General features: G+C 65.2%; 18 protein-coding genes. 6 read left to right on the forward strand and 12 right to left on the reverse strand.

What is annotated here, in order from left to right:
* Nucleotides 1-14: 14 nt before the first annotated feature.
* The 7 genes from ACX12D_RS11630 to ACX12D_RS11660 form a co-directional block, all read right to left on the reverse strand.
* A complete protein-coding gene (locus ACX12D_RS11630) occupies nucleotides 15-1,316 on the reverse strand; it encodes a sigma-54 interaction domain-containing protein (protein ID WP_459371256.1) in 1,302 nt (433 codons plus the stop codon).
* Between the two features lie 85 nt (nucleotides 1,317-1,401).
* Nucleotides 1,402-4,461 carry an ABC transporter transmembrane domain-containing protein gene (locus ACX12D_RS11635; RefSeq protein ID WP_459371257.1) on the reverse strand — a complete coding sequence of 1,020 codons (3,060 nt, stop codon included), beginning with the start codon at nucleotides 4,459-4,461 and terminating at the stop codon, nucleotides 1,402-1,404.
* Nucleotides 4,462-4,481: 20 nt separating this feature from the next.
* Entirely contained in the window at nucleotides 4,482-5,234 is a 753-nt protein-coding gene (locus tag ACX12D_RS11640; protein WP_441641424.1) for a peptidylprolyl isomerase, read from the reverse strand.
* 109 nt (nucleotides 5,235-5,343) lie between these two features.
* Nucleotides 5,344-6,726, reverse strand: a complete 1,383-nt coding sequence (locus ACX12D_RS11645; protein ID WP_174428604.1) for an HlyD family efflux transporter periplasmic adaptor subunit — start codon at nucleotides 6,724-6,726, stop codon at nucleotides 5,344-5,346.
* Complete coding sequence (locus ACX12D_RS11650) at nucleotides 6,695-9,283, reverse strand: FHA domain-containing protein (RefSeq protein WP_459371258.1); 2,589 nt, start codon at nucleotides 9,281-9,283, stop codon at nucleotides 6,695-6,697. Before ACX12D_RS11650 ends, ACX12D_RS11645 begins: the two co-directional genes overlap by 32 nt.
* A gap of 216 nt (nucleotides 9,284-9,499) precedes the next feature.
* On the reverse strand, nucleotides 9,500-10,903 hold the full coding sequence (locus ACX12D_RS11655) for an efflux transporter outer membrane subunit (RefSeq protein WP_459374003.1): 1,404 nt from the start codon (nucleotides 10,901-10,903) through the stop codon (nucleotides 9,500-9,502).
* A gap of 305 nt (nucleotides 10,904-11,208) precedes the next feature.
* Nucleotides 11,209-11,469: a hypothetical protein gene (locus ACX12D_RS11660; RefSeq protein ID WP_459371259.1), complete on the reverse strand. Its 261-nt coding sequence runs from the start codon at nucleotides 11,467-11,469 to the stop codon at nucleotides 11,209-11,211.
* 101 nt (nucleotides 11,470-11,570) lie between these two features.
* Between ACX12D_RS11660 and ACX12D_RS11665 the strand changes: the two genes are divergently transcribed.
* The gene (locus ACX12D_RS11665) at nucleotides 11,571-11,810 is read left to right on the forward strand and encodes a hypothetical protein (protein WP_459371260.1); all 240 of its coding nucleotides are present in this window, start codon (nucleotides 11,571-11,573) and stop codon (nucleotides 11,808-11,810) included.
* Between the two features lie 85 nt (nucleotides 11,811-11,895).
* On the opposite strand, the gene ACX12D_RS11670 is transcribed toward ACX12D_RS11665, so the two are convergent.
* The gene (locus ACX12D_RS11670) at nucleotides 11,896-12,336 is read right to left on the reverse strand and encodes a DUF4399 domain-containing protein (protein ID WP_459371261.1); all 441 of its coding nucleotides are present in this window, start codon (nucleotides 12,334-12,336) and stop codon (nucleotides 11,896-11,898) included.
* 44 nt (nucleotides 12,337-12,380) lie between these two features.
* Nucleotides 12,381-12,806: a DUF4399 domain-containing protein gene (locus tag ACX12D_RS11675; protein WP_441641583.1), complete on the reverse strand. Its 426-nt coding sequence runs from the start codon at nucleotides 12,804-12,806 to the stop codon at nucleotides 12,381-12,383.
* A gap of 430 nt (nucleotides 12,807-13,236) precedes the next feature.
* Between ACX12D_RS11675 and ACX12D_RS11680 the strand changes: the two genes are divergently transcribed.
* Complete coding sequence (locus ACX12D_RS11680) at nucleotides 13,237-15,255, forward strand: SUMF1/EgtB/PvdO family nonheme iron enzyme (RefSeq protein WP_459371262.1); 2,019 nt, start codon at nucleotides 13,237-13,239, stop codon at nucleotides 15,253-15,255.
* A 25-nt stretch (nucleotides 15,256-15,280) separates the two neighbouring features.
* Here ACX12D_RS11680 and ACX12D_RS11685 read toward each other — a convergent pair whose 3' ends face one another.
* Nucleotides 15,281-17,362, reverse strand: coding sequence for a serine/threonine protein kinase (locus tag ACX12D_RS11685; RefSeq protein ID WP_459371263.1), 2,082 nt, complete (start codon nucleotides 17,360-17,362; stop codon nucleotides 15,281-15,283).
* 433 nt (nucleotides 17,363-17,795) lie between these two features.
* On the opposite strand from ACX12D_RS11685, the gene ACX12D_RS11690 reads away from it, so the two are divergent.
* The 4 genes from ACX12D_RS11690 (at nucleotide 17,796) to ACX12D_RS11705 (ending at nucleotide 19,131) form a co-directional block, all read left to right on the forward strand.
* The gene (locus ACX12D_RS11690; RefSeq protein WP_459371264.1) at nucleotides 17,796-18,053 is read left to right on the forward strand and encodes a hypothetical protein; all 258 of its coding nucleotides are present in this window, start codon (nucleotides 17,796-17,798) and stop codon (nucleotides 18,051-18,053) included.
* A gap of 58 nt (nucleotides 18,054-18,111) precedes the next feature.
* Nucleotides 18,112-18,369 (forward strand): hypothetical protein, encoded by a 258-nt coding sequence (locus ACX12D_RS11695; protein ID WP_459371265.1) that lies wholly within the window; start codon nucleotides 18,112-18,114, stop codon nucleotides 18,367-18,369.
* Nucleotides 18,370-18,469: 100 nt separating this feature from the next.
* A complete protein-coding gene (locus ACX12D_RS11700) occupies nucleotides 18,470-18,733 on the forward strand; it encodes a hypothetical protein (RefSeq protein ID WP_253933418.1) in 264 nt (87 codons plus the stop codon).
* A 179-nt stretch (nucleotides 18,734-18,912) separates the two neighbouring features.
* Nucleotides 18,913-19,131 carry a hypothetical protein gene (locus tag ACX12D_RS11705; protein WP_459371266.1) on the forward strand — a complete coding sequence of 73 codons (219 nt, stop codon included), beginning with the start codon at nucleotides 18,913-18,915 and terminating at the stop codon, nucleotides 19,129-19,131.
* A 130-nt stretch (nucleotides 19,132-19,261) separates the two neighbouring features.
* On the opposite strand, the gene ACX12D_RS11710 is transcribed toward ACX12D_RS11705, so the two are convergent.
* Together ACX12D_RS11710 and ACX12D_RS11715 are read right to left on the reverse strand one after the other, a co-directional pair.
* Nucleotides 19,262-19,822 carry an NADPH-dependent FMN reductase gene (locus tag ACX12D_RS11710; protein ID WP_441641133.1) on the reverse strand — a complete coding sequence of 187 codons (561 nt, stop codon included), beginning with the start codon at nucleotides 19,820-19,822 and terminating at the stop codon, nucleotides 19,262-19,264.
* Between the two features lie 132 nt (nucleotides 19,823-19,954).
* Complete coding sequence (locus ACX12D_RS11715; protein WP_459371267.1) at nucleotides 19,955-21,031, reverse strand: enoyl-CoA hydratase/isomerase family protein; 1,077 nt, start codon at nucleotides 21,029-21,031, stop codon at nucleotides 19,955-19,957.
* Nucleotides 21,032-21,086 lie beyond the last annotated feature (55 nt).

Consider the following 21,086-nt stretch of genomic DNA (forward strand, 5'->3'; position numbering starts at 1 on the left):
TACAGACAGCCCTCCTATCGCGCCTTGCCGCCCTGCACCGCGCCCTGGTTGCGAAAGTCCTTGGAATGGATGCCGTGCTTCTTCAGCAGCATCTGCAGGTGCGAGCGATTCATGTCGAAGCGCCTGGCCAGCTCCGCCACCGTGCCGCCGACCTCCTGCAATCCCCGCTCGAGAAATGCACGCTCGGCTTCATCGCTGGCAGCGCGCTTGGCTTCGCTGAGCGAGGTGGCGGTGGACGCATCCACCACGAGCGGTGCCACGGCGCCACTGGCTGCCGGCGCCGATGGCCTGGGCCGCAGATCCTGCGGAAGATGCTCCAGATCGGCCGTGTCGCCGGCGAGGCAGGAGGTCCGGTACATCAGGTTGCGCAACTCGCGGATATTGCCCGGATAGGCGTAATTCATCAAGAAGTCGCGCAGGCGCGGGGTGAGCTTGATGGGCCGGCGCTTTAACGCGCCGGCGGCCTCGTCGCCGAAATACGCCACCAGCAAGGCGATTTCGTCGCGCCGCTCGCGCAGCGGCGGCAGCGTGACGTGGATCACACTGAGGCGGTAGAACAGGTCTTCGCGGAACTTGCCCTCCTCGCTCAGGCGCCGCAGGTCCCGGTTGGTGGCTGCCACGATGCGCGTGTCGACCGAAATCGTCTCGTCGGAGCCGACCCGCTGGATCTCGTGCGACTCCAGCACGCGCAGCAGCTTGACCTGCCCGGTGAGTGGCAGTTCGCCAATCTCATCGAGGAAGATGGTGCCGGTATGCGCGCTCTCGAACTTGCCGCGGCGATCGTTGGCCGCGCCCGTAAAGGCGCCCTTCTTGTGGCCGAACAACTCCGACTCCAGCAGGTTCTCAGGGATGGCCCCGCAGTTCACCGAGATATAGGGCTTATCCGTCCTGGAGCCGTTGGCATGGATCACCTTGGCCATCAGCTCCTTGCCCGTGCCGCTCTCGCCATCGATCAGCACCGGCAGATCGGTCGGCGCCGCCTTCTCGGCGATCTCCAGCGCCTCCAGCAGCTTGGGGTTGTCGCCAAAAGTGCCCTCGAAAATAAAGCTGCGCTCCAGCAACGCCTGGCGGCGCTCGCGCGGCGCCAGGTCGGCCGGCACCGGTTCCGCCACGGCTGCCTGCACAAAGCGCTCCTTGTGCGATAGCTGCATCACCTCGTCGCGCAGCGTAGTGGCCTGCTTGAGCAGCTTCTCGATCTCCGTGCGCTCGAGCTTGGAGGCCCAGCGCAACGTCGAGCGCAGGATCTCGATCTTCTCGATCAGCCCGGCATAGGAGATGGCCGACCCGACGGAGCCACCCTGGTTGAACAGCTTCATGTCGCGCTCCCCCATGCGTCGCGATACAGCAGATATGCCAGATGCGCCATTGCTGCCCGGCGGCACCCGGGCCGTGCGAAAGCGCTCACTCCGAGCTCAGCTGCTTCTGCACCAGCTGGTAGTACATGCCCTTGCGCTCCAGCAGTTCCTCATGCCGCCCTTGCTCCACGATGGCCCCTTCGTACAGCACCAGGATCTTGTCCGCACGCATGATGGTGCTCAGGCGGTGCGCGATGATCACGGCCGTGCGGCCCTGCAGGATCTCCTGCATGTTGCCAAGGATGTTGCTCTCCGATTGCGTGTCCAGCGCCGAGGTTGCCTCGTCGAAGACCAGCAGGCGCGGATCGTGATAAAGCGCGCGGGCAATGCACAGGCGCTGGATCTGCCCGCCGGACAAACCCACGCCGCGCTCGCCCACCACTTGCTCGTAACCCAGCGGCAGCTTGCTGATGAACGCGTGGGCATCGGCCATCTTGGCGACTTCCTCGATATGGCGGCGATCCGGGCTGTCGTCGCCGCAGGCGATGTTCTCGGCGATGGTGCCTGAGAACAGCAGGTTGCTCTGCATCACGTAGCCGATCTGCGCGCGGTAATACTCTTTGTCGATCACGCCGAGGTCGTAGCCGTCCACGGTGATCTTGCCTTCCGTGGGCACGTAGAACCCCACCAGCATCTTGGCTAGCGTGGTCTTGCCTGATCCGCTGCGTCCCACGATGGCCAGCAATTCTCCGGGCTTGATGCTGAAGCTGATGTTCTCCAGCACGTAGGGCGTTTCGGCGCCGCCGTAGCGGAAATAGACGCCCTCCAGGTTGATCTCGCCTTGCAGGTCCGGCAGCATCACGCGCGACGCCAGCTCCTCCGGCTTTTGCTCCGGATCGAGGTCCAGCACGTCGCCCAGGCGCTCCATCGCCACGCCGGCATCGTTGAGCTGGCCCCACAATGCCACCAGCCCCATCAACGGCGCCAGCACGCTGCCCATGAAGGCGTTGAAAGCAATGAGCTGGCCAACGGTCAGCTCGCGCTGCAGCACCAGGTTGGCGCCCACCCATAGCACCGCGATGGTGGTCGCGGCATTGAGCAACTGGCTGGCCAGCCCAACCAGGATATGGAACGCCTGCGCCCTGTACTGGACCTCCAGCGCCTTGGCGTACTTCTTCTCCCACTTCAGGCGCACCGGGCGCTCGATTCCCATGCCCTTGACCGTTTCCACCCCGCCCAGCGCCTCCATCAGGTAGGACCGCGCATCGGTCGTGGTGGTGAACACCTCGCGCGCGAAGGCCTTGACCTTTGGCGTTGCCACGATCGTCAGGATCGCGATAGGGATCACGAAGGCGATCAGCACCAGCGTCATCTTGACGTTGTAGAGAAACATGATGGTGAAGTAGATAAACACCATCAGCAGATTGAGCGCCGTCGTCACCGTCGACTCGGTCAGGAAGGCGCGGATGGTCTGGTTCTCCTGGAAGCGCGCGAAGATGTCGCCCGTCTTGCGCTTGGCGAAGAAGGAAAATGGCAGCGACATGGTGTGCTTGAAGAAGTGCGACATCATGGCGAAGTCCATATTGCGCACCATGAAGTTGGCGAGATACGCTCGCACCGAACTCATCAGTTGCGAAAACACGCTGGAAACGATCAACCCAAGTATCAGCAGGTTCAGCAGGCCCATGTTCTGGTGCACGACCACCCCGTCAAGGATGTTCTGGATGATCAGGGGCGGCACCACGCCCAGCACCTGGATCACGAAGGTCGCCATGAACAGGTGCGCAAGGATCCGTTTGTACGGCGCCAGGTAGCCGATGAAGCGCAGCCAGGGCGAGCGCGCCACCGCCAGTTGCGCCATGCTTTCGCCGGAGGTGAAAAGCAGGCAGGTGCCGCTCCACCCGCGCTCGAACTCCTCCACGCCCATCTTGCGAAAGCCGAGCGCTGGGTCAGCCACCCACACCCAGCGCTTCGATACGCCGTAGACCACCACATAGTGGTAGCCCTCCCAGTGCACGATGAACGGCAGCTCGAAACCCAGCAAGGAATCATGCGTGCACTGCACACCGCGCGTGGTAAAGCCGAGCGACTCGCCGGCGCGGGCCAGGCTGTCCAGCGTGGCGCCCTGTGTGGTCACGTTGGCCAGCTCGCGCAGCTTGCCGAGTGTCATGGGGATGCCGTGATGGCGGCAGATCATCGCCAGGCAGGCAGCGCCGCAATCCATCTCCTCGGCTTGCTCGACCAGGGCGAAGCGGCGGATCACCCGCTCGCCGAACTCCGGCTTCGAGCGCAGGTCGAGCATCACCGGATGCTTGCGCCGCTCGGCCATCTTCTTTTGCCGGTGCAGCTCCCGGTCGATAAAGCGGATACGCTCTTCCAGCACCTCGCGCAGCTTGGGATTGCGCTCCAGGATCAGCTGCACGGTCTTTTCCGGAATCACCAGCAGCCGCGCATCCGTGCCGGCGATGGCCGACGCAATCTGCTCCTGGCGCATCACGCAGGCGCGCTCGCCAAAGATGTCGCCCTGGCGCAGGGTCGCCAATGGATACTCGACGCCCTCCTCGGTCCGCACAATGCGCACTTCGCCCTGGCGCACCACGTACAGGCGGCGGTCCTCCCGTGCATCCTGCTTCAGGATTTCCTTGCCGGCGGAAACGCGCTTCACCCCCACGCTGCGCACGGCCTCCTCCAGCTCACTCTTGTCGAGCTTGCCGCGCAGGTCGAACAAGCGGGCGACAAAGCCGCCGGCCGAACTGATCGCCACATAGCTGGCGACAAAAGCCATCGCCTCCGGATTCTGCGCAATCATGGGCTCGGTCACGCTGCGCGGAATAAAGAGCAGCTCGGTCTTGGCGGACGAGCGCACCGAGGATTCATGCCGGTACTCACGCAGCATGGCAATGTCGGCGAACACCTCGCGCGCCTTACGCACGCCCAGGCTGACTTCCTTGCCATGATCTTCATTGAAGATGCGCACGGACCCCGACTTGATGATGAAGAGCCCGTCTGCCGCCTCGCCCGCATTGCAGATGGTCTCGCCAAAGCCGTACGAAAGCGCTTGCGCATGCTCCGCCAGCCGCTCCATTTCCTCGCGAGAGAACGGCGAGAGTATTTCCACGCCAGCCAGGAAGTCGGCGAGCGGATGCAGTTCGGGGCTGGCTTCCATATGCGTCTGGGCGCTAGCGGCTAGCGCGCTTCGATGACGTGTTCCTGCGCCCTGGCCATCAGCCAGTCTTCGCGCAGGAGTCGGCGCACCTCCGCCGCCACGTCGGCATCGAGCGCGGCAGGATGCTTGGCGCTTACCATGAAGATCTCGAAGAAGGAGCGGTCCTGGGACGGGAACGGACCGAGCAGGTCGCCGGTGGCGGCGTTGAACACCTTGGCTTCAATATCCGTCTTCAGCGAACCGCGCAGGACCTTGCCGATCGCGCCGCCCTGCTCTTTCGTGTCCGCGATGGAGTGCTCGCGCGCCATCTCGGCGAAGCTGTCGGGATCGTCCCGCAGATAGGAGATCAGCTCCTTTGCCTTGCCCTCGGCGTCCACCACGATATGACTCACCTCGATGCTGTCGAATTTCGGCGAGTGCAGCTTGAAGTAGGCCTCGACGGCCTTGTCGCTGGCCACCTCGGCAAGCATCTTTTCCTGGTAGAGGCTATCGGTCACGAACGCTTCAAACTCGTCCAGGCTCACACCGAGCACGTCGAGATAATGGTTCATCTCCGTCGCGCGGTGCAAGCCCTGCACGCGCCGGAACTGATCGGCACGTTCCTGGATTTCCTCCGGCGCCACGGTAATGCCCTGCTTCTTTGCCGCGTGCACCGTGAGCTTGTCCCTGACGATCTGCTCGACCAGTCCTTCGAACTGGCCCGTGAGCTTCAAGACCCGGATGAATTCCTCGACCCCGATGACTTCATCGTCGACCCGCACAATCGCTGTCATCTCGTCAGCTCCTTGTTAGTTTTCCATTCGCCAAAATCCGCCCGCACGCCGGTGCGGGCCGCCGATGCATCCCTGGCCACCTTCCAGGTGTTGCCGCTATCCGCTGGCTTCAGCCCGCCACCTGCCGGAACGGATCCAGCCCCAGGTCGATCAGGCGCCGCTCGCGCACCACGATTTCGGCCGTGGCGGTCATGCCGTAGCGCAGCGGGTACTTGTTGTCCGCCACCGTGTAGTAGTCTTGCGCCAGCCGGACGCGCCCCTCGTACACCGGCTGCTTGTTCGGCCCCGCCAGCTTGGTCGCTGGCGAGATGTACTCGAGCGTGCCGGCAATCAAGCCATAGCGCTGGTAGGGAAAGGCGTTGAATTTCAACTTGACCGGCAAGCCCTCGCGCAGGAAGGCACGATCGCGCTCGGCAATCTCGATCTTGAGCACGGGGCGCGCGTTCTTGGGCGCGATGCCGCCCAATGGCGCATTGGCCAGGACCTTGTCACCGCGCTGCGTGGAGCTCACATCGGTAATCACGCCCGCCACGGGCGCCAGGATCAGCAGGAAGTTATCCTTGTCGATATTCTCGAAACGGATGCGCGCCGCCGCCTCGGCAACCAGCCGCGCGGTCTGCACCTGCAGGCGCAGCTTGTCTTCCGTATTGGCAATCTCGCGCAGCGCGGCGTCGTACTGGATGCGCAGGTTGGTCAGCTCCTGGCTGCTGCCTTCGAGCTGCACGGTGGCCTGGTTGAATTCCTGGCTCAGCTTGGAGTCCAGCTCGGCCAGCCGCGACTGGGCAATCTGCAGCGCGTTCTCCGCTTCCACGGCGGCAATCCGCTTGCTCTCCACCTGCGATTGCGAGACCCCGCCGCCGCCCGGCAGCGCAAACAGGCGGGCATAGCGGTCCTGCTCCTGGCGCGCGAATTCACGCGTGCGCCGCGCGCTGTCCAGGTTGCTGCGCGCCTGCTGCAGCTGTGCCCGCTGTTGTTCCGCGAGCCGGGTCGTGCCCTCCGCCGTACGGTTCTCGTGCAGGCGCTCCGCCACATCGATCTGCTGCTTCAACGCTGCCGCCTTGCGCTCCATCAACAGCTTCTTGTCGGGAAACTGCTTCCACTCGCGCTCGGAATCCTGCAGCTTGAGCTGCGCCTCCAGCGCATTGGTGGCAGCCTCGATCGCGCCACGCGCATTCAGCCGCGCCAGCACGTCGTCCTTGTTCACCGGCTGGCCCTCGGCCACATAGAGATCCGCCAGTTCACCGTCCACCGGCGCATAGAACCGGCGCACTTCCGACTCCGGGGCGAGGGTGCCGTCCGCGGACACGATCACATCCGCATGGCCCACGAACGACCAGACCAGCGCGCAGACGACCAGCGACACCATGACCAGCACGGAGATCTGCATCAGCTTCCAGGGCTCCGCGCTGAGTATGGCAATGCCCTCAGCGCTGTGGTCCTCAAGCGCCTCGGACAGCGGCTTAAGGCGATTGTCTCGGCTGTCGTCCTTCATCACCCTCCCCTCCAATCAATGCCAGCTTGGACTTGAGCAGCGCCGGGCTGAGCACCATGCGCAATTCCTGCAGGGAACGCCGCTGCAGCTCCGTCTCCGAATCGATATCCTCCCGGACCTGGCTCCATTGCGCCGTGTCGCCGACCTTCAACTGCGCGTAAATGCGCATACCTTGGCGCGCTTGCGCGCTGGCATTGGACAGCAGGCGTGCCTGCGCGCGGAACTTGGCGGAGATGTCGGACTCCAGCCGCTGCTCGCCGCCGATGGCGCCATCGCGGCGATACTGGCGCCACGACGCAAGCGCGGCGTTCATCAGTTCCTGCGCACGCCGGATCGCCGCGTCGTGTATCGCCGCCACATCGGGCTCGACCGCCTTTAGGAAGTAGGCATCCTCGGCGGGATCGAGCATGGCGTAGAACGACAGCAAGGCGTCCTCATCGCTCTTGCCGCCGCGTGCCTTCTGCAGCTCGACAAACTGCGCGGCGACCGCCTGCTTGCGCGCAAGGTCCCTGGCCGCGGCCTCGGCCCACGGCCCCGTCTTGATCGCTTGCAGCCCGGCGAACGCCTTGGCGCTGTCCCCCGTGCGCCAGGCCTTGTCCACCTCGGCGTACTGGCGTACCAGTTCCGGCGCCGGCAGGCGCCTGGCCGCCAGTTCGCGAAAGCGCGCCTGGAAGGGCGGTGTGGAAAAGCTGGCCTTGGCCATCTGGGCCATCAGCGGGCCCAGCGTGGCTGCGCGCGCCGCGCTGTCCAGCGCAATGTACTGCCGCAGGTCTTCCTTGATGCGATCCATGCCGGCGAGCCTTGGATATTTCTCCGCGTAGTCCGCCAGCACGGCCTGCAGCGCTTCAGGATGGTCGCTCGCCAACCCGCTGGCCAGCGATGCATTCAAGCGGTCGATGGCGGCCAGATAGACCGAGTCGTCGCTCTGCAGCTTGCGCACATAGCTGAGCGCATCGGCATATGGCTCCCTGAATTGCGGCACATAGGCGGCGATGCGGTCCAGCGCCCGCTGGTGCGCGGGCGTGTCGTCATTCCAGTGCTTGAGCAGCGCACGGATGCCGGCTTCATCGGTGAAGATGCGGATCGGCGCATCCACGCCGCCCCGGCCGGCCACGAAGCGGTTCAGCCGGCCGATCCAGTCGAGTTCATCCAGCGCGCCGCGCGCGTCGGCATTGTGCGCGCCGAGGGTCTTCATGCGCGCCAGTGCCGTCTCGGCGCCATTGAAGTCGCGCGCCTGCAGCTTGCCGATCCATCCCGGCACCTGGTCGCGCAGCAGCGCCTCGGTACCCATCGCGCGAAACTGGGCATGTTCCGGGTGGCGTTCCAGATACGCGTCGGCCACGGCAGCGGCGCGGGCGTAGTTGCCGCCGGCCATCAAGGACCGCATCTCGCGCTCGGGCGCGCCGCGCAAGTACAGGAAGAGCAGCAACGCCACGACCGCCACGGCGACGGCACCGCCCCAGCGCGCCGCGCGCTTCAGGCCAGCGCGCTCCGAAGCGCCAAAGCTGCTGCCTAGCCTGCCCATGACGAGTGCGAACTTGCCCTGCGCGCGCGCCTTGTCCGTCGCGCCGCCATCGCCTTCCGGCTGGGGCAATGCCTCCTGATTGACCTCATCCTCCTGCTGGGCGGCATAGTCGACGCAGAAGATATCCAGGAAGGAGCCCGCCGCGGCGACAAACGTGGTCTTGTCGGGATCGTGCGCCGGCGTGGCGGGTGCTGGCACCGCGGCGGGTGCCGGTGCCGACGGGGCCGAGACTGAAGCCGCCCGCTCCTGGGCGGGCACGCCGGCGGCATCGGGCGGCGGCAGCTTCGAACTGGTCAGGGTTGCGTCGGCGGCGGCCTGGTTGCATATGCCAACCCGATAGACAAAATGATTGCCACCGAACGCAAGAAGATCTCCCTCGCCGAGTGCGACCGCGTGTTCATCCACCCGCTTGCCGTTGACGAAGGTTCCGTTGGTACTGCCGAGGTCTTCGACAAATGGATCGTTCCCTTTCAGGAAGATGTGCGCATGACGGCGCGAGATATAGTTGACCTGGTGCGGATAGCTCTCCTTGTAACGGGAGAAAGACGCATCCGCCTTGCTGATCAGGAAGGGAAAGCCAGCCACCTCGATCGGCTGCAGGCCAAGATCGTCGCGCTCGGGCACGAGCGTCAGCACCATTGGCGCCTGGCTTGGCGCCTGGACCGGCGCGCGCGCGCGCAGCCGCACCAGGTAGGACAGCGCAGCGCCAAAGCGCAATTCATCGCCGTCGCGCAGCCTGGCCGGCTGCTGTGCCACGGCCGCGCCATTGACGGTGGTGCCGTTCTTGCTGCCCAGGTCAGCGATATAGGCCACACCATGCTCGGAAAAGATGCGCGCATGGCGACGCGAGAGCACGGCGGATACATTGGGCGGGTATGCGGCGAAAGGCGCTTCCGCGCGGCCCACGGCGAACAGGCTCTCGTCGATGCGGATCTCGCCGAGCTCAGGGTTGGAGATGGGCTCGAGCACGATATCGAACGCCTGCCCCACCTTTGCCCGCATCTCGACAATCAGAGCTTCGTCTGGAGCCATGTTTCGATACCACCAACAGCGCGTGCCACGACGCATGCGCCAGCGGCAAGCCATGTTTCATGGCGACGGCGCGAGCCGGTGCGGCCCGCTGCGTCGTGAACGTGTTGACTAAGGACATAGTAGGCCACGCTTGCCGGTAGTCAAACGTCCACCGGTGGCGCACTTCGCGCCTTGCCGGGCGTGCCCGGCTTCTCGTGCGCTACGGGTTGCAGCCCCCTACTTCGACACCTGCTGCGAAGTCTCTTTGGGCGCGTTGCTCACCTCGGTGCTTGGCCACCCGCCCCCCAGTGCCTTGTAGAGGGTGACAGTGTCGGCCAGGATCTGTTGGTGGTTGGCCAACAATTCCTGTTGCGCGCTCAGCAGCGATCGCTCGGTCTCGAAGACATCGAGCTGGGACACCACGCCCTCCTTCAGCTGGGCCTCGATCTGCGCCGACACCACGCGCAATTGCGCAACCTGCTGCTGCAGTTCCACGCGCTGCTTCTTGTGCGCGTCGACGTTGACCAGCGCGTTCTCCACTTCCTCGAATGCCGTAATCACGGTGCGGCCGTATTCGCTCTCGGCGACCTTGGTCTGCGCCTCGCTGGTCTTCACCCGGGCACGCACGCCCGGGTCCAGCATGGGCAGATTGATGCTCGGCATGAAGCCGAAGGTGAAGGACTTCAGCAGGTCGCTCAGCGCGAAACTCGCCGTGCCGCCGCGGCCCGTCAGGCTGACGCTGGGCAGCTGTGCCAGGCGCGCCTGGCCGACCAGGTTGACGGACTCGAGCACGCGATACTCCGCCGCCACGATGTCAGGGCGCCGCGAGAGCAATTGCGACGGCAGCCCCGCCGGCACCGCCGGCAGTTGCACGCGCTCTTGCAGTCGCCCGGCCGGCACCTTGAACACGCCGGCAGGCACCCCCACCAGCGTGCCCAGCGCGTTCTCGGAAATGTCGCGCGAGCGGCGCAGCTCCAGCAAGTCCTTGGTGAGCCGGTTGATCTCGGCCTGCTGCTGCATCACGCGGATCTTCGGGATCAGGCCGTTCTGGAACATGGCCTGGTAGGTGGTGAGGATCTGCTTGTTCCTCGCCAGCGTTTTGCTCTGCTGATCGATCTGTTCGTCGAACTGCAATATCTGGAAGTAGGTGGTGGACACATCCGAGACCAGGGTGAGGTAGCCGGCACGCCAATCCGCTTCGGTTGCGTTGAATTCGGCGGTCTGGGCCTGCACGCCCTTCTCCACCTTGCCCCATATATCGATGTCCCAGTTGACCTGGGTGCCGAGGTTGTAGGTCTTGACGAGCGACGTGCCCGTGCTCTTCTCGAAGCTTGCCCCTGCCCCCACGTCAAAGACCGGCAGCGCGCCGGCCTTGACCTCGGCGATCTGCGCGCCCGCCACCTTGATGCGTGCGGCCAGCACCTTGATGTCGTAGTTCCCCGCAATCGCCTTGTCGACCAGTCCATCCAGGTACGGATCCCGGAACGCCTGCCACCAGTTCGGCACGATCGTTTCCGCCGGCGAAACCGTGATCGATCCCTGGCGCGCCCAATCCGGCTTGGCCGGCGTTTCGGGCCGCTGGTACACCGGCGGACGAAAGTCGGCGCAAGCGGCCAGCACCAGCAGGCAGGCGCCTGCCATCAGGCACCGCCGCAAAGTGGTGCGCGCACCATGCACGATGAACGGGGTGAAAGGGTCTGGCACGATCGCCTCCTGCGAGCGTCGGCGGGCTGAAGAGGCCACGGCGGGCACTGGCCCCCGTCAGCCGCATCGCCGGCGCCATCGGCGCCGGGTCAGTCATGGCCCGGATGCAAAGGAGCCGCGCCATCAACACGCCCTGCATGCATTGTGTATCCGCTAGCGGCGCGATCCAACCTGTAAATAAAGGCCCTGCGGCAAAAAAAAAGGGCCGCCCTGCCCGGCACGCCGGGAGGGCGGCGGTGGCTTCAACGATAGATGTTGTTGCTGGCGTTCTGCGTCGACGTCACGTGGGACTTGATGTCATCGGCAAAGGCCGTGTTGTTGCCGTTCATGTTGACGACGTTTTGCGTCTGCCCGATCAGTTGCTGGGCATTGAAGGTCGAGTCGATCTTGGTCAGGCTGAAGACGGGCATGAAGGGCACGAAGCCGCCGCGCACGGCGCGCATGGCGCGGGTGTCGAGTTCTTCGGTGACCGACAGGTCCTTGATGGCGAGGGTGGTAGTCATGGCAGTTCTCCTTGGGAGCGATTGGGACTTGGGTTCATTTGGGTTGAGCATCTGTGCTGCGCTCGGGAGGTACAAACGCATGGAGTGTGCCAAGGCGGGCCATGCCATCGCAGATCGCCCGCAAACGCAGGCTGGGCCTGGGGCAAAAATGGATCGCGCCGGAAAAGACGTGCCAGCAAGCGCGCCGGGGCGGCCTGGATCTGATGGGCGGCGGCCAACACAACAGACACCATGTGTTTGCTCGCTGGCGACAAACGCCCGCCGCCTGCGGCGGGCACGGCCGGTGCGATGAAGACACGAGGGCGTTGTGCGGCGAGCGCCGCCTGGCAAGCGCGCAATGAGATCCGCGGCGATGCGCGAGCGGGACGCGTCATGCGCCGCCGCGCAAAAAGTGCGAACCCGAATGAACGACCTGAACGACCGGAGTTACTTCACGTAGATCGTGATCTTCTTGGAGTAGATCGGCGGGTTGTGCGGAATGTGCTTGTCGTCGGCCATCAGCAGTTGCAAGGTATGTTTGCCGGGCGGCAGCTCGATCGTGGTCTCCGTCTCGCCGGCGCCGAAATGCAGATGGTTGCGGTCGTTCGGGATTTCCTTGTCCATGGGCGGCAGGTCGGTATCGATCAGCAGATGGTGATGGCCGCTGTTCGGAAACTTCACGCCGCGTGGCGCTACGCCCATGCCGCGCAGCCCGAACCACACCTTGATCGGCTTGCCCGCCGGCAGGACCTGGTTGTTGTTGGGAAAGCCGATATACAGGTAGGCATGGGCGGGCGCGGGCGTGGCATCCGCGATTGCGCCGCTCGGCGTGCCACCGATCAGAAGCAGGCTGGCGGCAAGCGCAGCAGCCGGAATGAGCTTACGCATGGACTGTCTCCCGTATCGTGCCGCCGGCCCGGCGGCCCGGGGCCTTATCGAACGGTGATGGTGATCTTCTTGGAGTAGATCGGCGGGTCGTGGGGCTTGTGATCCTTGTCGCCAAGCAGCAACTGCAAGGTGTGCTTGCCCGGCGGCAGTTCGATCCGCGCCTCGGTCTCGCCAGCGCCGAAGTGCAGGTGGTTCCGGTCATTCGGAATCTCCTTGTCCATCGGCGGCAGGTCCGTGTCGATCAACAGGTGATGGTGGCCGACGTTGGCCATGTCGATGCCCTTGGGGGCGATCCCCATATTGCGCAGGCCCATGCGCACCCAGAATTTGCCACCATCGATCACGGCGCCATCGGGCGGCCAAATGATGTAGACCTCGGCATTGGGTGGGGATGTCGTGGATAACGAGATCGAAGGCAACGGAGCCAGCAGCGACGCTGCCAATGTGCCGAGCACGGTTCGCCTGTGCATACGTTAGCCCTCCCGAACAGCTTGTCTCGAACGCGGTGAATTCTTGCTATTTGTGTTTGGCTTTTTGGCTTTTTGGCGGATTCGTCGATTGGCTTCAGGCCGGCACGCTGCATTTCGTCATCCAATTTCGTCATTCAGCTTAGAACGGAAAACGGCAAAAAGATACTTGGCGATACCCTGCGCCGCGTCGGCGCCGCGCGGATGTGAGCTTGCTACGCCACCCGGTGTTGCGAAGCACCTCCGGATTCACAATCGCTGTGCTATGGTTAATTGAGCCAGCCCAGTGCCGCTAGCGCTGCATCACGTCAGCGCAAAGGACAAGGCGGGCCGGCCAGGTGATGGCCGGGCATCATCGCTCTCGCGTGCGGCGTGACGCCGTTGGCACGTGGACCGCCGATGCACTTCGGCGCCGTACGAACAAGGCCTGCATATGTGGCGAAAATTCCTTGTCGTGTGCCTGCTCGGGTTGGCTGCGGCCGTGCGCGCCGAAGCCGGTATCGACACGCCAACCCTCCCCCCCGAAGCAAGGCACCCGGCCGCCGCCCACGCGAGCGCTCCGGGCAGGCGCCTCGCCCTGGTCATCGGCAACGGCGCCTATGTGGACGAGCCGCTGCCCAACGCCGCCAATGACGCCCGGGCAATGCGTCGCACCTTGGCCGCGCTCGGCTTCGACGTCATGCTGCGCGAGAACCTGGACCGGGAAGGCATGGCGCGCGCGCTTGCCGAATTCCAGCAGCGCCTGCAGGCCGGCGGCACAGCTTTATTCTATTTCGCGGGACACGGCATCGAGGTCGCGGACAGCCCGGTGATGATTCCCGTCGATACCGGCAGCCGCACGCCTGGCCGCTTGCTCACCGCGGGCACCGAGCTTGACGCCGTACTGGCCAGCATGTCGGCGCAAAGGCCGGACATGCTTAACGTGGTGATCCTCGATAGCTGCCTGGACAATCCCTATCGCGGCAGTGCCATCGAGCCGCCCGCCGCCCCCGCGAACACGCTGATCGCCTATGCCACGGCCCCCGGCGCCGTGGCAGCCGAGGGGGCGCGGCACGGTGCGTTCACTGGCGCCCTGCTGCGCACGATGCGCATGCCCGGCCTTGATGCCGAGGCCGCCCTGCGCCGGGCTGGTGATATCGTGAGCCGGCAAACGGGGCGGCGGCAGCAACCGTGGATCTCCTCGTCGTTATCCGCCCCGCTCCGATTCGCGGCGAACGCCTCGGCCACCAGCGAAAACGTCAACGTCGACGACAATGACAACGACAACGCAGCCTTCACGCACGCACACAGGCAAGCCGATGCGCTGATCCTCGCGCAGCATCGCGGCATCCTTCCCAAGGACAGCGACGAGCAGTACGAACTCAGTTTCTGGGACTCCATCAAGAACAGCAATTTCGCAAGCGACTACGAGGCCTACCTTAAGGCCTATCCGAACGGCCGCTTTGCGCCTCTGGCGCGCGCCAGGATCGAGCGGCTGCGCGCGGCCGGGCCGCAGGCCGGGGCGCCTGCCGAGCGTGCTCGCACGCCAGGCACCTCATCCGGGCCAGCCACCGCGCAAGGCACCGTCACGCCGCCGCCAGCGCGCACCCAGTCCGGCAAGGTGCAGGCGCCGCCTGCCGCGCCCTCGCCAACCGCACCATCCGCACCTGCCGCATCCGCTCCACCCGCACCGGCCGCAAGCGCACCCGCCACGCAACGAGCTGCCGTGGCCGGCGCCGTGACAGTCGAGATCAGGCCGGGCGAGGTCAAGGACTGCCCGGCCTGTCCCGTGCTGCACAGCCTGGCGGCGGGCAGCTTCACCATGGGCAGCAGCGGCGGTGACCCGACCGAGAAGCCGCCGCATCACGTCACCATCGGCCAGCCCTTTGCCATCGGCAAGTACGAAGTCACGGTGGAACAATGGAGCGCCTGCGCCGATGCGGGGGCATGCCAGCGCATCGCCACTGTCGCCAGCGCACCCAGGAACGCCCCAGTGCGCGATGTGAGCTGGGACGATGCCCAGCAGTACGTCGCCTGGCTGAGCAAGGTCAGCGGCAAGCACTACCGCCTGCCGACCGAAGCCGAGTGGGAATACGCCGCCCGGGGCGGCACCGCAACGCTCTACTGGTGGGGCGACCAGATGCGCAAAGGCACGGCCAACTGCAAGGACTGCGGCGAACCGTGGAATGCCGACGCGCCCGCCAACGTTGGCTCTTTTGCCGCCAACGGCTACGGCCTCCACGACATGAACGGCAGCGTGTGGGAATGGGTCGCCGACTGCTGGCACATCTCCTACAAGAACGCGCCTGCCGACGGACGTGCCTGGGACGAGCCCGGCTGCAGCGTGCGCGTGATCCGTGGCGGCTCATGGCATGAAGGCGCGAGCTACATGCTCTCCTCCACCCGTTTCAAGTACAGCGCGAGCGTGCGCCAGTCGCAAAACGGATTTCGCGTCGTGCGGGACCTGAAGTAGCCGCTGCCAATGTCGCCCTGCCTGGCTAGCGCGCGTTGGTAGTTATCTGCACCATGTCGGCACCGATATGGCTTTCTCCGCGCTTGGCCGCCATTGGACCCAGTTGCCGGTCGAGCGCGCGCAGGTAGTCCTGCCTGGACTCCGACTCCGGGCGCAGCGCGTCGAACAGCGGCGCAGGCGTGGTGATCAGCACGATCAACTCGGTGCCGAACGGCTTCGAGATCACCCAGTCCCCGAGGCTGCCCACGGCAGCGGTGTAGCTGGCGGGTGCCTGGTTGGCCTTGGCACGCTGGCTTGGCACCATATGCACGACCTTGCCATCGGCCATGTAGTAGTCGACGTAGACATAGGTGTCATAAGCCGGCGTGGTGATGTCCACGATCAGCGGCGTTCCCTCCGTGAGTTGCGCGCCGGGTGCCCGGGTGCGGATCGTGGTCAGCGCGGTTGCGCTGCGGCGCCCCGACCAGTAAGGCGAGATCAGCTTGATCACGTCGCACTTGTCATCGCCCAGCGTCTGCACGTCCAGGTTCAGCGTCCGCACGCCGGGTACTGCGCTCAGCTCGTCTTTCAGCCGCTTGATGCCAAGGCGCTCCGCCACGTAGCCACGCACCTGCAGTACATGGTCCTGCCCGGAGGCCGACAGCAGCGAGCAAGGCGCGCGCGCCAGCACCGGCGCCACGGCCTGCATGGAGAGCATGCGCTCGGGCCGGGCTTCCTCGCTCGGTTGCGCGGGCGGCGGCGAGCCCGGCGCGGCGGACGGCGTCACTGCGGCTTGGGGAGTGGCGGATAGCACCGCGCTTGCCGAGGATTGCGCCGCAGGCTGCTGGCCCTCCTGCGCGGTGCGCGCGCGCCACACGTAGTAACCCAGCCCGCCGGCCAGCAGCACGCCGGCCACGGACGCGGCGCCCAGCTTGGCCATTGGCATGCCACCATGGCGCTCGGTGCCCATCTCGGCCAGGAAGCGCGCCACGGTAGGCGTGCGCGTTGCGCGATCGAAAGACAGCGCTGCGCGCAGCGCGCGCCACTGCCCGCGGCTGAGCACCTTGGGACGCTGTGGCTTGAGGCCGGCGCCGCGCGCCTGGTTGGCCGACAGCCGCTCATAGGGGTGCCTGCCAGTCAGCAGTTCATAGGTCACGCAGGCCAGCGCGTAGATGTCGTCGCGCGGATCCGGCTCGCGATGCTCGAACATCTCGGGGCTGGCATAGGCGGGGGTCATGCCGCCGAGCGTGCCCGGGTCGAATACGGTCGGGTCCGCGTCGTCCGCCGGTTGCTGGAAGACGCGCGCGATGCCGAAATCGATCACCTTCACTTCACCGCTATCGGTGAGGAAGACATTGGCGGGCTTGAAGTCGCAGTGGACGAAGCCACGCTCGTGCGCATAGGACAGGGCCCGGCCCATGCCGGTGATGATCGGCAGCGCCTTGGCATAAGGCATGCCGGCAAAGTCTGGCGCGCGCAAGACACGATTGAGCGACTTGCCCGACAGGTACTCCATGGTCAGGTAGACCACCGAGCCATCACGGTCGAAGTCATAGACCGTCACGATATTGCGGTGCGCCAGCGTCTGCGCCTTGCGCGCCTCGCGCTGCAGCGCGATCAGCGATTTCGGATGACCGCGGAACTGCACGTTGAGGACCTTGATGGCGATGTAAGGCTTGCGATCCGAGGCCTCGAGCTTGCGCAGGTCGAGCGCCTTGTAGACCGTCCCCATGCCGCCCACACCCAGGCACTCCTCCAGCACGAAGCGGCCATTCAAGGTATCGCCCACCCCTTTGGTCTGCTCCGCGCCGGCAATCGCCTGGTCGCTCGCGGGCGGCTGCGATGGCGAGGATGGCGCGGACGCCATGCCGGCGTGGCCAGTCTGCACGCGGGTTTCCTCGCCGCCATCCTCGAACTGGGTTGTCCCGCGGCGCTCGATGCGCTGCAACACCTCTTCATAAACGCCAGGCGGCAGCGGAAAGCGGGTGTTCTCCTCGCTGAGCATGTCCGCTAGCTGCGTGGCGCTTGCCTGGTCCACGGCCAAGGTGCTGTCAATGCGGGCCAACAGCTCGTCGTGCGACAGACCACCGCTTTGGAAGGTACGTATCAGGTCTGGAATGCTAGGCATCGATGCAGCCACGACGTGATTGCGCAAAGTTGCGCATTGAGCGCCCACTCGCCCTTCTACAGCGAGTACCTGCCCACGATGGATACTAGTGCGCACTCACGCCAATCGCAAACCCCTCGTGCTTTGCATCAACGCCGGCAAGCCACGCCAGCGGCACGACGGTGCCACACGAGCCGCTGCCTGTCGCGCATGCGCGAACACCCGGTGTTGTTGTGTTGGCCGCCGCCCATCAGATCCAGGCCGCCCCGGCGCGCTTGCTGGCACGTCTTTTTCGGCTCGATCCATTTTTTCCCCAGGCCCAGCCTGCGTTTGCGGGCGATCCGCGATGGCATGGCCCGCCTTGGCACACTCCATGCGTTTGTACCTCCCGAGCGCAGCACAGATGCTCAACCCAAATGAACCCAAGTCCCAATCGCTCCCAAGGAGAACTGCCATGACTACCACCCTCGCCATCAAGGACCTGTCGGTCACCGAAGAACTCGACACCCGCGCCATGCGCGCCGTGCGCGGCGGCTTCGTGCCCTTCATGCCCGTCTTCAGCCTGACCAAGATCGACTCGACCTTCAATGCCTCGCAGCTAATCGGCCAGACCCAGAACGTTGTGAACATGAACGGCAACAACGCCGCCTTCGTGGCCGACATCAAGTCCCATGTCGACTCGACGCAAAACGCCAGCAACAACATCTACTGAGCCGCGGGCCACGCCTCAAGCTGAATTCGCAAACGACTGAATACCCCGGAGAACTGCCATGACTACCACCCTCGCCATCAAGGACCTGCCGGTCACCGAAGAACTCGACACCCGTGCCATGCGCGCCGTGCGCGGCGGCTTCGTGCCCTTCATGCCCGTCTTCAGCCTGACCAAGATCGACTCGACCTTCAATGCCCAGCAACTGATCGGGCAGACGCAAAACGTCGTCAACATGAACGGCAACAACACGGCCTTTGCCGACGACATCAAGTCCCACGTGACGTCGACGCAGAACGCCAGCAACAACATTTATTGAATGGTCACGGCACCGGCAAGAGGCGGCGCCGCCGCCTCCGCTGCCGGCCAGTAGCCGCCATGTCCAGCAATCAAGTCAAGTGAAGTCTAGGAGAACCATCATGTCATCCATCATCGTGCGCGACCTCGCCCTGAACCAAGACCTCGACAGCAAGTCCCTGGCCGCGGTGCGCGGCGGCAATTCCTGGTTGCAAGGACTGGGCCCGGTGGCCAACGTCAATGTCAACGTCAACCAGAACATCGCCCAGTTGCAGAGCATCAACGTGAACACGCTCAACAACGTCGGCGTGATCGGCTCCGGCTTTGGCCCGCTGAGCATCGACGTCAACCCGTCGCAGTGGGCCGCCACGCACGCCGCGGTCTGAGCGAGATGCGCCCCGCTCCGTGGAAACCCAAGGGTTTCCACGGCTGTTGCGCGCGAGCTGGCACTGCCCCGGAGGTAAAACCCGTGGCCTATACTGATCTGGCTGGGCTTGCCGCATCGCGCGCACCCACCCGGCGAACCCCGGCAGAGCCGGCCTTCGCCACCCTGCAGGAGGAAGTCATGGCCGTCATCGTCATCAAGGATTTGCCGGACAGCGTGGATCTCGACAGAGAAGCCATGGTGGCAATCACAGGCGGCGCGAGAACGCGCGCCGGTCATGCATGGACGTCGCGCAAGCTCGGGGGAGCCTTGCGCGTCATCAGCTATCCGGAGGGCTTTCCAGGCCAACCGCTGGCAGGCACGCAGTCGCAGCCGGCCGGGGACATCAAGCGCAAGTAAGTCGAATCAGAAGCGCAAGGCAGCGATATTCTGCCCTCCGCGCCCGTTGCCCTGTCGGCAACGGGCGTCAGTGTTTTTGGGGGATGGGTTTTGGGAGCTTTAGCGGTGACTTTGGCGGTTGCTTTGCCGGCTAACGAGCCGCGTTGCGCTCGATCCAGGCGGCATAGGTAGCCAGGTATTTGCCCAGGAAGCCGCGAGTGGACTCGCTGGCGATACCGCCCTGCTCGTCGAAGAGCTTGTCAACGCCGCTGATGTAGGCCTCCGGTTGCTGAAGGACCGGGATATTGAGGAAGACGAGCGACTGGCGCAGGTGGTGGTTGGCGCCGAAGCCACCGACAGCACCGGGCGAGGCGCTGATGACGCCGCCGGGCTTGCCGTCCCAGGCGCTCTGGCCGTAGGGACGCGAGCCGACGTCGATGGCGTTCTTGAGCGCGGCCGGCACCGAGCGGTTGTGCTCGGGTGTCACGAAGAGCACGGCGTCGGCGCGCCGGATGCGGTCGCGAAAGGCGACCCATGGTGCGGGCGGGCTGGTGTCGTCGTCCTGGTTGTACAGGGGCAACTGGCCGATTTCGACGATGTCGAGCTTGAGCCCGGCGGGCGCCATCGCGGCCAGCGCGAGTGCCAGCTTGCGGTTGAAAGAGTCTTTACGCAGGCTGCCTACCAATACGGCTACATCACGTGGAGTACTCATCGCAATTCCTTTCTCGTTCACAGCACTATGGGTGGGCGGAGCCGGCGCTCGCGCGCCGCATTGCTGCGCCGCGGCGGCCGGTCCAAGCGTCACTCTAATCCATTTGTGCGAAAGGAGCCGCCAGTCGCCCGCCTACAGCGCCGCCAGCGGATGCTCGCCGTGCGCCCAGGGGCTGTCGAAAAACGCGTGCACGCGCTCGCGGGTGACCTCATCGAGGCGCGCGGGCTGCCACTTCGGCGCGTGGTCCTTGTCGACTGCCAGCGCGCGAATGCCTTCGACGCCGTCGCCATGGCGGAACACGTAGTACATCATGTCCAGCTCCATGCGCAGCTCGTCGTTCAGCGCCATGGTGCGGGCACGGCGGATCTGCTCCAGCGTGACGTTGAGCATCAGCGGCGAACGCGCGCGCAGCATGGCGGCCGTCTGCGCGGCCCAGTCGGAGCCGGCATCGCTCACCGCTGCCACGATCCCGGTCACCGAGGCGCCGGCAAACAGGCCGTCGATCTGGTCCTGCAGCTTGGCCAGCTGGCTTTCGCCCGGCGGGCAGGCGGCGCGGTGCGCCGCGGTGGCCTCGTCGATGCAGGCGAGCACGGCATCGCCATCGGCAAACTGACGCGCGCGCAGCACCTCCACCAGTTCCGCCATGGCATTGCCCGGCAGATAAGCATCCGCCAGGCCTGCGTACAGCGCGTCGGCAGCATGAATCATGGCGCCGGTCAGGCCCAGGTATTCGCCCAGGCGACCGGGCGTGCGCGACAGGAACCAGCCGCCGCCCACGTCCGGGAACAAGCCGATATTGGTCTCCGGCATTGCCATCTTGGTCCGCTCGGTCACCAGACGACGGCGTGCGCCTTGCGAGATGCCCATGCCGCCGCCCATCACCACGCCGTCCATGAGCGCGATGTAAGGCTTGGCGTAGGTATGGATCAAGTGATTGAGCGCGTATTCCTCGACGAAGAACTGATCGAGCGCCGGATCGCCGGCAAGCGCGGCCTTGTGGAAGAAGCGGATGTCGCCGCCAGCGCAAAAAGCCTTGCCGCCCGCGCCGGCAATGACCACGGCCGCCACTTCGGGCGCCACCGCCCATGCATTGAGCGCCTGGGTGATGGCGCGAATCATCTCGAGCGACAGTGCGTTGAGCGCCTGAGGCCGGTTCAGCGTCAGGTAGCCGATGCCGCCCCGGATCTCGCTTGTGACCAAGTCAGTCATGTCTCTTTTCTCCGCGAATGCAACCCGCAACTTTACACCAGCCAAGCTGCGCTCC

The organism is Cupriavidus sp. PET2-C1, from assembly GCF_054515855.1.

Coding starts and splice junctions, on each gene's coding strand:
- ACX12D_RS11705 (WP_459371266.1), top strand. CDS start 18,913: ATGGCCGTCATCGTCATCAAGGATTTGCCGGACAGCGTGGATCTCGAC.
- ACX12D_RS11690 (WP_459371264.1), top strand. CDS start 17,796: ATGACTACCACCCTCGCCATCAAGGACCTGTCGGTCACCGAAGAACTC.
- ACX12D_RS11710 (WP_441641133.1), bottom strand. CDS start 19,822: ATGAGTACTCCACGTGATGTAGCCGTATTGGTAGGCAGCCTGCGTAAA.
- ACX12D_RS11675 (WP_441641583.1), bottom strand. CDS start 12,806: ATGCACAGGCGAACCGTGCTCGGCACATTGGCAGCGTCGCTGCTGGCT.
- ACX12D_RS11685 (WP_459371263.1), bottom strand. CDS start 17,362: ATGCCTAGCATTCCAGACCTGATACGTACCTTCCAAAGCGGTGGTCTG.
- ACX12D_RS11650 (WP_459371258.1), bottom strand. CDS start 9,283: ATGGCTCCAGACGAAGCTCTGATTGTCGAGATGCGGGCAAAGGTGGGG.
- ACX12D_RS11635 (WP_459371257.1), bottom strand. CDS start 4,461: ATGGAAGCCAGCCCCGAACTGCATCCGCTCGCCGACTTCCTGGCTGGC.
- ACX12D_RS11665 (WP_459371260.1), top strand. CDS start 11,571: ATGCCATCGCAGATCGCCCGCAAACGCAGGCTGGGCCTGGGGCAAAAA.
- ACX12D_RS11700 (WP_253933418.1), top strand. CDS start 18,470: ATGTCATCCATCATCGTGCGCGACCTCGCCCTGAACCAAGACCTCGAC.
- ACX12D_RS11640 (WP_441641424.1), bottom strand. CDS start 5,234: ATGACAGCGATTGTGCGGGTCGACGATGAAGTCATCGGGGTCGAGGAA.
- ACX12D_RS11630 (WP_459371256.1), bottom strand. CDS start 1,316: ATGAAGCTGTTCAACCAGGGTGGCTCCGTCGGGTCGGCCATCTCCTAT.
- ACX12D_RS11670 (WP_459371261.1), bottom strand. CDS start 12,336: ATGCGTAAGCTCATTCCGGCTGCTGCGCTTGCCGCCAGCCTGCTTCTG.
- ACX12D_RS11655 (WP_459374003.1), bottom strand. CDS start 10,903: ATGGCAGGCGCCTGCCTGCTGGTGCTGGCCGCTTGCGCCGACTTTCGT.
- ACX12D_RS11695 (WP_459371265.1), top strand. CDS start 18,112: ATGACTACCACCCTCGCCATCAAGGACCTGCCGGTCACCGAAGAACTC.
- ACX12D_RS11645 (WP_174428604.1), bottom strand. CDS start 6,726: ATGAAGGACGACAGCCGAGACAATCGCCTTAAGCCGCTGTCCGAGGCG.
- ACX12D_RS11680 (WP_459371262.1), top strand. CDS start 13,237: ATGTGGCGAAAATTCCTTGTCGTGTGCCTGCTCGGGTTGGCTGCGGCC.
- ACX12D_RS11715 (WP_459371267.1), bottom strand. CDS start 21,031: ATGACTGACTTGGTCACAAGCGAGATCCGGGGCGGCATCGGCTACCTG.
- ACX12D_RS11660 (WP_459371259.1), bottom strand. CDS start 11,469: ATGACTACCACCCTCGCCATCAAGGACCTGTCGGTCACCGAAGAACTC.